The sequence below is a fragment of the Saccharothrix luteola genome, from assembly GCF_020859565.1.
Taxonomy (GTDB): domain Bacteria; phylum Actinomycetota; class Actinomycetes; order Mycobacteriales; family Pseudonocardiaceae; genus Actinosynnema; species Actinosynnema luteola.
Genome location: NZ_JAJHUO010000047.1, coordinates 49224 through 61924, shown reverse-complemented (window position 1 = coordinate 61924; position 12701 = coordinate 49224). Strand labels below are relative to the sequence as shown.

Genomic DNA, 12701 nt, shown 5'->3' with positions numbered 1-12701 from the left:
GCAACTACGGTTGCCGCCCGTGACCGCAGTAAGCCACGAACCGATAACGTTCGACGTGGACGCGGCGGAGGGCTTCCTCCGCATGTTCCACATCGCCCACCCCGAAGCCGGACCCGTCGGGCCGCGCCTGGCCCGGGTCCGCGACGAGATCGCCGAGACCGGCTCCTACCGGCACACCGCCCACGAGCTCGCCTACGGCGCGCGGATCGCCCTGCGCGACTCCGGCTGGTGCACCAGCGGCGTGCCGTGGCGCCGGCTCAAGGTCCGCGACCTGCGCGGGCTGCGCAACGCCGCCGCCGTGGCGGCCGAGTGCGTCGAGCACCTGCGCCAGGCGACCAACGGCGGCGAGATCCGCCCGCTGGTCACGGTGTTCGCGCCGGACACGCCGACCACGCCGGGGCCGTGCATCTGGAACGAGCAGCTGATCCGGTACGCGGGCCACGCCGACGGCTCGGGCGACCTCCGCTACCGCGGGTTCACCGACGCCGTGCGCGCGCTGGGCTGGCAGCCGCCCGCGCCGCCCGGCCGCTTCGACCTGCTGCCGCTGGTGGTGGAGACCGCGCACGAGGGCGTGCGGCTGTTCACGGTGCCGCCGGACGTGGTGCACGAGGTGGCCCTCGAACACCCGGAGCTGCCCTGGTTCTCCCAGCTCGGCCTGCGCTGGCACGCGGTGCCCGTGATCAGCAACATGCGCCTGACCATCGGCGGCGTCACCTACCCCGCCGCACCGTTCAACTCGTGGTTCGTCGGCTCCGAGATCGGCGCCAGGAGCCTGGCCGACGAGAACGCCTGCGGCGTCGCCCGGTCCGTCGCCGAGGCCCTCGGCCTGGACACGTCCACCGAGCGCTCGCTGTGGCGCGACCGCGCCGTGGTCGAGCTGAACCGGGCCGTGCTGCACTCCTTCGACCGCGCCGCCGTCACCATCACCGACCACCACGCCGAATCACGGCACCGGCTGTCCTGGCTGCGCTCGCGCCAACGCCACTCCGGCAACCGCCCCGCGTTCCGGCTCGATCCCGCGGCGGCCCGCCGTGCCCGCACCGGCGGACCCGCCCGCTTCTCCCCCGCCCCCGCGGAAACGACCCGGCCGCACTCACCCGTACGCCTCGCCGAACTGCTCCGGCGCCGCGTCGGGGGTTTCGACGACTGAGCAGTCGCCCACCCCCGGCTCAGCGCTGGGAATCGATCAACACGCCGGCCAGCGCCATCAGGACCAGCACCAGCAGGCCGAGCACCGCACCCGCCCAAGTAGCGACCACTCCGAACATGGTGTTCCTCCCGTTCCCCGACTCACCGCTCAAGAGTCACCCCGGGATTCGTCATCCGACATCGGCCACTGGTGTGTTTAACCGGGCGTTCGGGTCAGCCTCGCGGTTGACGCCCCACCCGACCGGGGTCGGACGCGCCCCGCGCCGCGACCACCTACGGTGAGGTCCCGTGGAGAGCACTCAGCTCGGGTGGCGGGCCCTGCTCCGCCGCCAGTGGCCGCTGGCGTGCGCCCTGCTCTTCCTCGTCGGCGGCGAGTTCCTCGGCGAGGTCGGCTGGTGGCACCTGCCCGGCGCGCTCGTGGTGTGCGCGCTGGCCGTGCTCGCGCCCCGGCGCCCGTTCGACGCCGCGCTGACCGCCGCGACGGCGGTGGTGGCGAGCTCGACCGTGCTGCGCGTGGCGGGTGTCGCGCCCGTGACGCCGATGATCGGCGGCCTGGTGGTGGCCGAGGTCGCGGCGCTGATGGCGATCGTCGCGGTGGTGGTGCGGCACGTGCCGCCGTTGCGGGCGGTGGCCGGGGTCGTGCTGCTCGTCGCGGTGTCGGCGTTGGCCGCCGTCGTGCGGCCCGAGTACCGGTCGCCGTACTGGTCGGGCGACTACAGCGGTCCGGGGTTCTGGGCGCAGGCGGTGTTCGCCGGGGTGCTGCTGGCGCTGTCGGTCGGCACCGGGCTGTACTTCCGCGCCCGCGACCGGGAACGCGCGACCGCCGTGCGGGCCGAGGTCGCGGCGGCGCAGCACACCGAGCGGATGGCGCTGGCCCGCGAGCTGCACGACGTGATCGCGCACTACGTGACCGGGATGGTCGTGCACGCGCAGGCGGCGCAGGCCGTGCCGTCGGCGGCGCAGGAGGCGTTGCCGATCATCGTGCGCAGCGGCAACGAGGCGCTGGCCGAGATGCGCCGCCTGGTCGGCACGTTGCGCGACACCGAGGCCGACGCGCCGACCGCGTCCAGCGACCTGGCCGACGACGTGCGCGGTGTGGTGGAGCGCTCCGGTCAGCACGTGCGGCTGCACGTCGACCTGCCGGTGTCCGTGCCGCCGTCTTTGGGGCGCTCGGTGCTGCGGTTGGTGCAGGAGTCCTTGACCAACGCGCGCAAGCACGCCGAGGACGCGTCCTCTGTGGACGTCTCGGTGTCCGTTTCGGACGGTGTGGTGCACGTGCTGGTGGCCGACGACGGGCGGGCGCGGAAGACGCCGCCGGTCGGCGGGTCCGGTGGTTACGGGTTGGTGGGCATGAAGGAGCGCGTCGAGCTGCTCGGCGGGCGGTTCAGCGCGGGCGCGCGCGCCGGTGGGGGCTGGGAGGTGCGCGCCGCCCTGCCCGTGGTGCGGTGACCGGTTCCGCGACCGCACCACCCCCGCGCCCGCTCGATCCGCGTCGGACGCGCCCGTGACCGGTCAGCCGGCGGTCGGGTGCGAGGCGGGCAGTTCGGCGGGCAGCGGGTAGGTGAAGGACCGCGCCGGCTCCTCCGGGGCGAGGTGCCGGTCGACGACGGGACGGCGGCGGGCTCCGCGGTCCTGGTCGGGGATCGTCGGCCGGTAGTCACCGAGCCACGTGGTGACGTCGCCGGAGAGCCGGGCGTTCTCCTCGTGCAGCTGTCGCACCTGGTGCTCCAGTTCGGCGATCCGCGCCTCCGCGTCGCGGTGCACCCGGACCACCGTCCACAACATCTCGTACGCGCTCGACTCCCGCTTCGTGGGAGCGCCACCGTCGGCCCGGAGGTCGTCGGACGCCGCGTCGTCGGGTGCGGCGAGGCCGTGCTTGCGCGCCCACTCCGGGCCGCCGATCATCGCCGTGGTGATGTCGTCGACCGCCAGGTCCAGCCAGCGCGGACGCGGGTCGCCGGTCTCCACGCCGGTGACGAGACCGTGCAGGTAGCGGGCCGTGGCCAGCACGTCCGGCACGAGCGTCGGGTGCACGGCCGCGTGGACCAGGCTCGCGACCCGGTCCCACGGCGGCACGCAGTCGGGCCGCGCCTGCACGCCGATCCAGCGCGTCACCTCGGCCCGGACGGCGCCGAGCGACCGGCCGTTGGCCCAGTGCCCGGGTGTTCGCGCCGCCCGGCGCAGCACCCGCCGGTACGCGGTGCTCATCCGACCGTTGTCGTCCACCAGGTGCACCAGCAGGAACAGCGCGAGCCATCGACGTTCCCGGGACAGGTCCGGCTCGGAGAAATCAGCCTCCGATCGCAGGACCGCCGCCGCGGGTTCCCCCCTGCCGCGGCGCTCGCCGGGTTGAGCACTTCCACCGTTACGAGCCACTGTCACTCCTTCGCCGGATCAGCGGGACCACCACCTCTCCCAACGTTTCGGAGATTACGTCCACCCGGCGGGTGAACACCGCCCGAGAAGGTCAAACCCACTGTTCGGGTTACGGGGTGAGGCGTGGGCCGCCACGTTGTGTGTCGCTCGTTCGAGTGCGGCAGGATCGGGGTATGTCGCTGCGCCTGCACGCCCCCGTCGTCCTGCCCTGCGATCCCGCCTGCACCGTCCTGCGCGACGCCGTCGTCGACGTCGTGGACGGCCGGGTCGCGTACGTCGGCGCGGAGGCCGACGCCCCGGAGTTCGCCGGCGAGGTGCGCCGGTTGAGCGGGATCCTGCTGCCCGGCCTGGTGAACGCGCACGCGCACAGCCCGATGGTGCTGCTGCGCGGCATGGGCGGCGACCTGCCGCTGCTGCGCTGGCTGCGCGAGGCGATGTGGCCGGCCGAGGCGAAGATGAAGCCGTCCGACATCCGGGTCGGCATGCTGCTCGGCGCGGTGGAGATGCTGCGCAACGGCGTGACCACGAGCGCCGAGATGTACTTCCACGGCGAGCACCTCGCGGACGCGGTGCTGGCCGCCGGGTCGCGCGTGCTGTTCGGTGCGGCGATCATGGACCTGCCGGGGATGCCGTGGCGTCCGATGACCGACGAGATCACCCGGTGGATCGACGCCGACGGGCTGCGGTTCGGGCCGGACGAGCGGGTCGAGCTGAGCTACGGGCCGCACTCGGCGTACATCCTGTCGCCGGAGGCGCTCGGCGAGATCGGCGGCGAGGCGCGTGACCGCGGCGCGCTGGTGCAGGTGCACGTGGCCGAGTCGGCGGAGGAGGACCTGGAGCAGCGGGCGTCGCACGGGTCCGTGCCGCGGTTGTTGGAGCAGGCGGGCGTGCTGGGCGGGCGGGTGCTGTCGGCGCACTCCGTGCACCTGTCGCCGGAGGACGTGGCGATCTACGCCAGGCACGGCGTCGGCATCGCGCACTGCCCCGGCTCGAACACCAAGCTGGCGTCCGGCATCGCGCCGGTGCGGTCCTACCTGGACGCGGGCGTCGCGGTCGGGTTGGGCACGGACGGGCCGGCGTCCAACGACGACCTCGACCTGTTCGAGGAGGCCAGGTTGGCGGCGCTGTTGGCGCGCGTGACGACGCAGGACGCGACCGCGATGCGGGCGGCGGACGCGTTGCTGCTGGCCACGCGCGGTGGTGCGGCGGCGTTGGGCCGTGAGGACCTCGGCGCGCTGGAGCCCGGCCGGTGGGGCGACGTGGTGCACGTGGACGTGGACGACCCGGCGTTCGCCACGGGGTTGGACGCGCCGGACGAGCAGGTGCTGGCGAACCTGGTGTGGGCCTCGGGCACGCGGCGGGTCAAGGACGTGTGGGTGGCGGGCAAGCAGGTCGTGGCCGACGGCGAGACCACGAACGTGGACCGGCGTGAGGCGCAGGCGGGCGTGCGCGAGGTGGCGGCCCGGCTGCGGTAGTCCGTCGCGGTGGGTCAGCGGGGGCGGGGGCGGACCACGATCTCGGTGAAGTGGGCGTCCTCGCCCGCGTTCACGGCGGTGGCGACGGCCCGGGCCACGGAGTCCGCGTTCAGGTAGAGGTTCGGCTGGTAGTCGCCGTTCTCCTGCTCGCGGACGCCGCGCTGCATGTCGGTGTCGACGCGTCCGGGGTGGACGGACGTGACGCGGAGGTCTTCTTCTTCGGCGCGCAGGGCGTCGCCGAAGGCGCGCAGGGCGAACTTGCTGGCCGCGTAGACGCCCCAGTCGGGGTTGGCGCGCAGCCCGGCGCCGGAGTTGATCAGCACGACGTGGCCCCGGTCGGCGCGCAGGAGCGGCAGCGCCAGCCGGGTGAGCTCCGCGACCGCGACCACGTTGACGTCGAGGGTGCGGCGCCAGACGTCGGCGGTCGCGTCGGCGAGCGGGCCGAGTTCGGCGATGCCCGCGCTGTGCACGAGGACGTCCAGGCGCGTGAGGCCGGCCGTGGCGTTGGCCAGCGCGTCGGTGTCGGTCAACTCGACCGGCCACGGTCGGGCGGACTCCAGCGTCGCGGCCAGTCGGGCCAACGCGTCCTCGTCCCGGCCGCCGAGCAGCAGGTCGTGCGTGGGCGCGAGGGCACGGGCGACCGCCGCGCCGATGCCTCGCGACGCTCCGGTGATCAGCGCAACGGGTCGACTCATGCCGAAACCCTAACCGCGGGTCGAACCCCCGGCGCCCGCTGGAGGTCCGACGCGCGAGGTGTGGAGGGCTCGGGCTCGGCGCGAGCCCTCCACCTCGGGGTCAGCCGCAGATGCGGCCCTTGTCCTTCTTCCACACCGCGACCACGGACGGGCGCGGCTGGGAGGTGCCGCCGTCCGGCCAGTGCGACAGCGGGTTGGCGGCCGACGCGCCGTCGATCTCGCCGGGGTGCTGCACGGCGACGAGCACGAAGTCGTCCTCGACCACCGGGCCGCACGTCTCGGCGCCCTTCGGCACGGTCAGGAACTGCTTCACCCGGCCGCGGTACGGGCCCTCGACCGGCACCGCGAACAGGCCGTCGTTGGACTTCAGGGCGTTGCCGTCGGTGGAGATCCACAGGTTGCCCCGCGCGTCGAACGCCACGTTGTCCGGGCACGAGATCGGCGAGACCTGGGTCTTGTCGTAGCCGCCGAAGTACGTGTCGGCCGACGTCGGGTCGCCGCACACCAGCAGCAGCTTCCACGAGAACGACGTGGCGGTGTTGTCGCCGCGGCGCTCCTCCAGCTCCAGCACGTGCCCGTGGCGGTTGTTCGGGCGCGGGTTCGGCTCGGTCGGGCCTTCCTTGCCCGCCTTGCCGCGGTCGGTGTTGTTGGTCAGCGCCGCGTACACCCGGCGGTTGCGCGGGTTCGGCTCGACGTCCTCGGGGCGGTCCATCTTGGTCGGGCCGACGGCGTCCGCCGCGAGCCGCGTGAAGACGTAGACCTCCTCGGCGGTGAAGCCGGGCACGAACGAGCGGTCGCCCGCGGCCAGCGGAATCCACTCGCCGGAGCCGTCGAACCCGCCGTCGGCGGGCAGCTTGCCGGAACCGTCGATCTCGGCGACCGGGCTGTCGCCGGTGAACTTGGCGACGTACAGCGTGCCCTTGTCCAGCAGCTTCTTGTTGTGCTCACGCGCGTGCTTGCTGTTGCCCGGCTTGTACTTCTCGTCCGAGACGAACTTGTACATGTAGTCGAAGCGCTCGTCGTCGCCCATGTACGCGACCACGCGGCCGTCCCGGGCGATGATCACGTTCGCGCCCTCGTGCTTGAAGCGGCCGAGCGCGGTGTGCTTGACCGGGGTCGAGTCCGGGTCGAGCGGGTCGATCTCGACGACCCAGCCGAACCGGTTGACCTCGTTGGGCTCCTGCGCCACGTCGAAGCGCTTGTCGAACCGCTCCCACTTGCGGGTGGACGCCGCGCCGGACAGGCCGTAGCGGGCCAGCCGCGCCTTGGCGACCGGGTCGGTGACCGAGCCCGCGTTGGCGAAGTACTGGTTGAAGTTCTCCTCGCCCGACAGGATCGTGCCCCACGGCGTGACGCCGCCGGCGCAGTTGTTGAGCGTGCCCAACACCTTCGTGCCGGTCGGGTCGGCGGAGGTCTTGAGGTGCTTCGAGCCCGCCGCCGGACCGGTGACCTTGAACTCCGAGGTCGCGGTCAGCCGCCGGTTGTAGCGCCGGTCCAGCTTGGGCACGAGCTTGCCGCTGCGCCGGTCTCGCTCGACCAGCACCACCGACGCGCCGTGCGCGGCCCAGGCGATCTCGGTCTGCTCGCGGGTCGGGTTGGCCGCGTCCCAGTTCTTGAACAGGAACTCCTCGGAGGTGTACTCGTGGTTGGCCACGAGCACCCACTGGTCGTGCCTGCCGACCGGGACCAGGCCGAGGAAGTCGCAGTTGTAGCCGAACTGCTTCGCCTGCGCCGCCGGGGTCTGGCGGTCGAAGTCGAACGCGGGCGCGCCGGGCACCACCGGGTCGCCCCAGCGCAGCACGATGCCCTGCTCGTAGCCCTCGGGCGTGACGACGCGGTCCTCGGTGTTGGGCGCGACGGCGGCGAAGTTCAGGCCGTCACGTCGACGACCACCGCCGAGGTCGGTGTCGACCTCGACCTCGGGCTTCGCGGCGGCGCTGCCGGCACCGACCAGCCCGACACCCGCGCCCGCGACGGCGAGCACCGCGCCCGCCTTCAGCAGGCCGCGCCGGCGCACGACCTCGCCGACGACGTCACCGAAGTAGGCGTTGTCGGACGTGTTGGGCGCCTCGTGGGCGCAGGCGTCGCCGCAGCGGTACTTGCAGGTGATCGCCGACCGCCCGAGGGGGTGGTTGGGCAGCAGGGGCAGCAGGCGCCGCCCCCGATCGGTGGATGAGGACACGCGGACCTCCGAAATCGCTCAGTGGGAACCGGGCGACCGTAAGAGGGCAACCACTCCGCCAGCGGACGTCGAGGTGAACGCGAGGCGAACACCTCGATCGTTAACCGCCCGATACCAGCAGCTCACACCGCGTGTCGTCGGGTGGTCACTCACCGATGCGGTGGTGCTCGCGCCACACCGCGACGACCGCGGAGCGCGGCTGCGAGTCGCCGCCGTCCGGCCAGTGCGAGACCGGGTTGTCCGCACTGGCGCCGTCCACCTCGCCGGGGTGCTGCACGCACACCGTGACCACGCGTTCGCCGATCACCGGCCCGCACGTCTCCGCGCCGCGCGGCACGGTGAGGAACGCCTGGAGCCGCCCGCGGTGCGGCCCGGCCACCGGCACCGCGTACAGGCCGTCGTTGTGGCCGTCGAGCGCGCCGGCCGAGTCGCTGGAGATCCACAGGTTGCCGTGCCGGTCGAACGCCACGTTGTCGGGGCTGGAGATCGGCGACACGCGGGTCTTGTCGTAACCCGCGAAGTAGGTGTCCGGTGACGCCGGGTCGCCGCACACCAGCATGAGGTTCCACGAGAAGGTGAGCGCGAGGGCGTCGCCGCCGCGCTCGGCGAGCTCCAGCACCTGCCCGTGCTTGTTGGCCACCCGCGGGTTGGGCTCGGTCGCGCCCTCCTTGCCCTCCTTGCCGCGGTCGACGTTGTTGCTCAGGGCGAGGTAGACGACGCCGGTGCGCGGGTGGGTCTGGATGTCCTCGGGGCGGTCCATCCTGGTCGCGCCGACCTTGTCCGCGGCGAGCCGGGTGAAGACGTAGACCTCCTCGGCGGTCATGCCCGGCACGAACGACCGCGTGCCGCTGACCAGCGGGATCCACTCGCCGTGACCGTCGAACCGGCCGTCGGAGGGCAGCTTGCCGGAGCCGTCGATCTCGACGGGCGGGCTGTCGCCGGTGAAGCGGGCGACGTACAGCGTGCCGTCGTCGAGGAGGGTCATGTTGTGCCGGCGGGCGGCTTTGCTGTCGCCGCGACGCACCTTGCCGGTGGAGACGAACTTGTAGACGTACTCGAACCGCTCGTCGTCGCCGGAGTAGGCGACCACCCGGCCGTCGCCCGCGACGCGGACGTTCGCGCACTCGTGCTTGAAGCGGCCGAGCGCGGTGTGCTTGACCGGCGTGGAGTCGGGGTCGAGCGGGTCGAGTTCGACGACCCAGCCGAACCGGTTGACCTCGTTGGGCTCCCGCGCGAGGTCGAACCGCTCGTCGAACCGCTCCCACTTGCGGGTGGTGGCCGTGCCGGTGATGCCGTAGCGGGTCAGTCGCGGGTCGGCGAGCGCGTCGGCGTTGCCGAAGTACTGGTTGAAGTTCTCCTCGCCGGACAGGATCGTGCCCCACGGCGTGACGCCGCCCGCGCAGTTGTTGAGCGTGCCCAACACCTTCGTGCCGGTCGGGTCGGCGGAGGTCTTGAGGTACTCCGAGCCCGCCGCCGGCCCGGTCAGCCGGAACGGTGTCGTGGCCGTGATCCGGCGGTTGTAGCGGGAGAACCGCGTGCTCAGGCGGCCGTCGCGGGACTGGTGGACCTGAACGACGGACAGGCCGTGCGCCGCCCACGCGATCTCGACCTGCTCGCGGGTGGGGTTCTCGGCGTCGTAACCGCGGAACATGAACGGCTCGCCGGTGTACTCGTGGTTGGTCACCAGCAGGCTCGTCCGGCCCGTCGGGTCCAGCGGCAGCAGCGCGGCGAAGTCGCAGTTGAACCCGAACTGGCGGGCCTGCGCGGCGGCGGTCTGGTGGTCGAAGTCGAACTCCGGCGCGTCGGGGAAGAGCGGGTCGCCCCAGCGGATCACGACTTCGTGCCGGTAGCCCTCGGGGACGACGACGGCGTCCAGCGCGTTCGGCGCGACCGGTTCGAAGTCCAGGCCGGCGGGACGAGGTCCGGCCGCCGCGCTGCCCGTGCCGGCGACCGCGCCACCGCCGAGCGCGGCCACGACCAGCGCCGCTTTGACGGCCGTGCGGCGGTCGACCAGGTCGCCGAAGGACGGGTTGCCCGAGGTGTTCGGCACGTCGTGGAAGCACGCGTCACCGCAGCGGTACTCGCAGGTGACGGCCGCGCGGCCGGCGGAGTGGTTGGCCAGGAGCGGAAGGTGTCGCACCACGTCGCGGACCTCCTACGGATCAGTGCGGGACCAACCGACAGTAGGCCGGCGTTCACCTGTTGTTAACCCGTCATTCCCTGATCGGCGCGAATTCCTTCGGGGTCCGGTCGGCGGCCGGGCGCGACGATCGCACTACGGTCATGGGTGTGGATGCGGTGGTGTTCGACCTCGACGGCGTGCTGGTGGACTCCGAGCGGATGTGGGACGAGGTGCGGCAGGCCTTCGCCGCCCGGCACGGGGGCACGTGGCGGCCTGCGGCGACCAGGGCGATGCAGGGCATGAGCACACCCGAGTGGGCGACGTACCTGGTGACCGAGGTCGGCGTGCGGCTGACCCCGGCCGAGGCCGCGGCGGGCGTGATCGGCGAGATGGCCGAGCGCTACGCCGAGGGCCCGCCCGTGCTGCCGGGCGCGGTGGACGTCGTGCGCGAGGTGGCGGCCCACTACCCGGTCGCCATCGCCAGCTCCTCGCCGCCGGTCCTGATCAAGTCGTTCCTCGCGGCGACCGACCTGACCGACGTCGTCCAGGTGGCCGTCTCCAGCGAGCAGGCGGGCGCGGGCAAGCCGGCGCCGGACGTCTACCTGCTGGCCACGTCGAAGCTGGGCGTCGACCCGACCCGCAGCGCGGCGGTGGAGGACTCGACCAACGGCCTGCGCGCGGCCCTGTCCGCCGGCATGACCGTCTACGCCGTCCCGAACGAGCACTTCCCGCCGGATCCGGCGGTGTTGGCCCAGGTCACGGTGTTGCCCCGACTCTCGGACCTGCCCGCCGCGCTGCGCACGCCCTAGCGTTGCCCACCATGGAGCGACGAGTTGCGGTGGTCACGGGGGCGGCGCAGGGGATCGGGCTGCGGGTGGCCGAGGTGCTGCGCGGGGACGGGTACGAGGTCATCGGGTTCGACCTCACCGAGACCGACGGTGGCGTGGTCGGGGACGTGTCGTCGCCGTACGACGTGGCCAGGGTCCTCGAGCGGGTCGGCGACCGGGTCGACGTGCTGGTCAACAACGCCGGGATCGCGGGGATCGTGCCGTTCGAGGACACGTCCCTGGAGCTGTGGGAGCGGATGGTGGCGGTCAACCTGACCGGGCCGTTCCTGCTCACGCAGGCGTTGGGCCGGGTGATGCTGGCGCGCGGGCAGGGCGCGGTGGTGAACATCGCGTCCGTGGCCGGGTTGCGCGGTGTCGCCGACCGGGCCGTCTACAACACCACCAAGCACGGGCTGATCGGCATGACGCGCACGCTCGCCGTGGAGTGGGGCGGGCGCGGGGTGCGGGTCAACGCGGTGTGCCCCGGCTGGGTGAAGACCGAGATGGACGTCGAGTCGCAGGCCGGCGGGCACTACGACGACACCGACATCACCGACCACGTGCCGATGGGCCGGTTCGCGGTCCCGGACGACATCGCGCAGGCCGTCGCCTTCCTGGCCGACCCGGGCCGGAGCGGTTTCGTCAACGGCGTCGCGCTGCCGGTGGACGGCGGCTGGACGGCCGACGGTTCGTGGCAGTCGCTGCGGCTGTCGAAGCGCTGACGTGCGAACCGACCCCCCTGCACCGGGTGCGGGGGGTCGGTTCGCAGCAGGACTCAGCGCTCCACGTCGCCGCGGATGAACGCCTCGACCGCCTCGTGCGCCTCGGAGTCCGAGTACTGCACGGGCGGCGACTTCATGAAGTACGACGACGCCGACAGGATCGGGCCGCCGATGCCCCGGTCGAGCGCGATCTTCGCCGCGCGCACCGCGTCGATGATGATGCCCGCCGAGTTCGGCGAGTCCCACACCTCGAGCTTGTACTCCAGGTTCAGCGGCACGTCGCCGAACGCGCGGCCCTCCAGCCGCACGTACGCCCACTTGCGGTCGTCGAGCCACGCCACGTAGTCCGACGGTCCGATGTGCACGTTGCGCTTGCCCATCTCGCGGTCGACCTGCGAGGTCACCGCCTGCGTCTTGGAGACCTTCTTGGACTCCAGCCGCTCCAGCTCCTTCATGTTCAGGAAGTCCATGTTCCCGCCCACGTTGAGCTGCATCGTCCGGTCGAGCTGGACGCCGCGGTCCTCGAACAGCTTGGCCAGCACGCGGTGCGTGATGGTGGCGCCGACCTGCGACTTGATGTCGTCACCGACGATCGGCACGCCGGCCGCGCGGAACTTCTCCGCCCACTCCGGGTCGGAGGCGATGAACACCGGCAGCGCGTTGACGAACGCCACACCGGCGTCGATGGCGGCCTGCGCGTAGAAGCGGTCCGCCTCCTCCGAGCCCACCGGCAGGTAGGACACGAGCACGTCCACCGACGCGTCGCGCAGCGCCTGCGCCACGTCGACCGGCTCCTCGTCGGACTCCTCGATGGTCTCCCGGTAGAACCGGCCGAGTCCGTCGAGGGTGTGACCGCGCTGCACCGTGACGCCCAGCGGCGGCACGTCGGCGATCTTGATCGTGTTGTTCTCGCTCGCCCCGATGGCCTCGGACAGGTCCGAGCCGACCTTCTTGGCGTCCACGTCGAACGCGGCGACGAACTCGACGTCGCGCACGTGGTAGTCGCCGAACCGGACGTGCATCAGACCGGGCACGCGGGTGCTCGGGTCGGCATCGCGGTAGTAGTGGACGCCCTGCACCAGCGACGCCGCGCAGTTGCCGACCCCGACAATGGCCACTCGAACGGTGCGGCGGTTGTCGCCCATGCCGAGTC

At 72.6% G+C, this 12701-nt stretch carries 10 protein-coding genes; 5 read left to right on the top strand and 5 right to left on the bottom strand.

Annotated features, from left to right (window positions below; translation table 11 throughout):
* Positions 1-19: 19 nt before the first annotated feature.
* Together LNK82_RS43635 and LNK82_RS43630 are read left to right on the top strand one after the other, a co-directional pair.
* Positions 20-1150, top strand: coding sequence for a nitric oxide synthase oxygenase (locus LNK82_RS43635; RefSeq protein ID WP_308257530.1), 1131 nt, complete (start codon positions 20-22; stop codon positions 1148-1150).
* A 287-nt stretch (positions 1151-1437) separates the two neighbouring features.
* Entirely contained in the window at positions 1438-2598 is a 1161-nt protein-coding gene (locus tag LNK82_RS43630) for a sensor histidine kinase (RefSeq protein WP_230572685.1), read from the top strand.
* A gap of 63 nt (positions 2599-2661) precedes the next feature.
* Here LNK82_RS43630 and LNK82_RS43625 read toward each other — a convergent pair whose 3' ends face one another.
* Positions 2662-3525 carry a hypothetical protein gene (locus tag LNK82_RS43625; protein WP_230572684.1) on the bottom strand — a complete coding sequence of 288 codons (864 nt, stop codon included), beginning with the start codon at positions 3523-3525 and terminating at the stop codon, positions 2662-2664.
* A gap of 173 nt (positions 3526-3698) precedes the next feature.
* On the opposite strand from LNK82_RS43625, the gene LNK82_RS43620 reads away from it, so the two are divergent.
* The gene (locus LNK82_RS43620) at positions 3699-5000 is read left to right on the top strand and encodes an amidohydrolase family protein (RefSeq protein WP_230572683.1); all 1302 of its coding nucleotides are present in this window, start codon (positions 3699-3701) and stop codon (positions 4998-5000) included.
* A gap of 14 nt (positions 5001-5014) precedes the next feature.
* On the opposite strand, the gene LNK82_RS43615 is transcribed toward LNK82_RS43620, so the two are convergent.
* From LNK82_RS43615 to LNK82_RS43605, 3 genes are all read right to left on the bottom strand, one after another.
* The gene (locus LNK82_RS43615) at positions 5015-5695 is read right to left on the bottom strand and encodes an SDR family oxidoreductase (RefSeq protein ID WP_230572682.1); all 681 of its coding nucleotides are present in this window, start codon (positions 5693-5695) and stop codon (positions 5015-5017) included.
* A gap of 100 nt (positions 5696-5795) precedes the next feature.
* Positions 5796-7877, bottom strand: coding sequence for a PhoX family protein (locus LNK82_RS43610; protein WP_230572681.1), 2082 nt, complete (start codon positions 7875-7877; stop codon positions 5796-5798).
* 145 nt (positions 7878-8022) lie between these two features.
* On the bottom strand, positions 8023-10017 hold the full coding sequence (locus tag LNK82_RS43605; RefSeq protein WP_230572705.1) for a PhoX family protein: 1995 nt from the start codon (positions 10015-10017) through the stop codon (positions 8023-8025).
* 149 nt (positions 10018-10166) lie between these two features.
* On the opposite strand from LNK82_RS43605, the gene LNK82_RS43600 reads away from it, so the two are divergent.
* Both LNK82_RS43600 and LNK82_RS43595 read left to right on the top strand, forming a co-directional pair.
* Positions 10167-10808 (top strand): HAD family hydrolase, encoded by a 642-nt coding sequence (locus LNK82_RS43600; RefSeq protein ID WP_230572680.1) that lies wholly within the window; start codon positions 10167-10169, stop codon positions 10806-10808.
* Between the two features lie 11 nt (positions 10809-10819).
* A complete protein-coding gene (locus tag LNK82_RS43595; RefSeq protein ID WP_230572679.1) occupies positions 10820-11548 on the top strand; it encodes an SDR family NAD(P)-dependent oxidoreductase in 729 nt (242 codons plus the stop codon).
* A 53-nt stretch (positions 11549-11601) separates the two neighbouring features.
* Here the strand turns inward: LNK82_RS43595 and LNK82_RS43590 are convergent, their stop codons facing one another.
* Positions 11602-12693 carry an inositol-3-phosphate synthase gene (locus LNK82_RS43590; RefSeq protein WP_230572678.1) on the bottom strand — a complete coding sequence of 364 codons (1092 nt, stop codon included), beginning with the start codon at positions 12691-12693 and terminating at the stop codon, positions 11602-11604.
* Between the last annotated feature and the right edge of the window lie 8 nt (positions 12694-12701).

What these genes read in the sequence shown, in the direction of transcription:
- LNK82_RS43590 (WP_230572678.1), bottom strand. Translation starts at nt 12,693, where the DNA reads ATGGGCGACAACCGCCGCACCGTTCGAGTGGCCATTGTCGGGGTCGGC.
- LNK82_RS43620 (WP_230572683.1), top strand. Translation starts at nt 3,699, where the DNA reads ATGTCGCTGCGCCTGCACGCCCCCGTCGTCCTGCCCTGCGATCCCGCC.
- LNK82_RS43595 (WP_230572679.1), top strand. Translation starts at nt 10,820, where the DNA reads ATGGAGCGACGAGTTGCGGTGGTCACGGGGGCGGCGCAGGGGATCGGG.
- LNK82_RS43615 (WP_230572682.1), bottom strand. Translation starts at nt 5,695, where the DNA reads ATGAGTCGACCCGTTGCGCTGATCACCGGAGCGTCGCGAGGCATCGGC.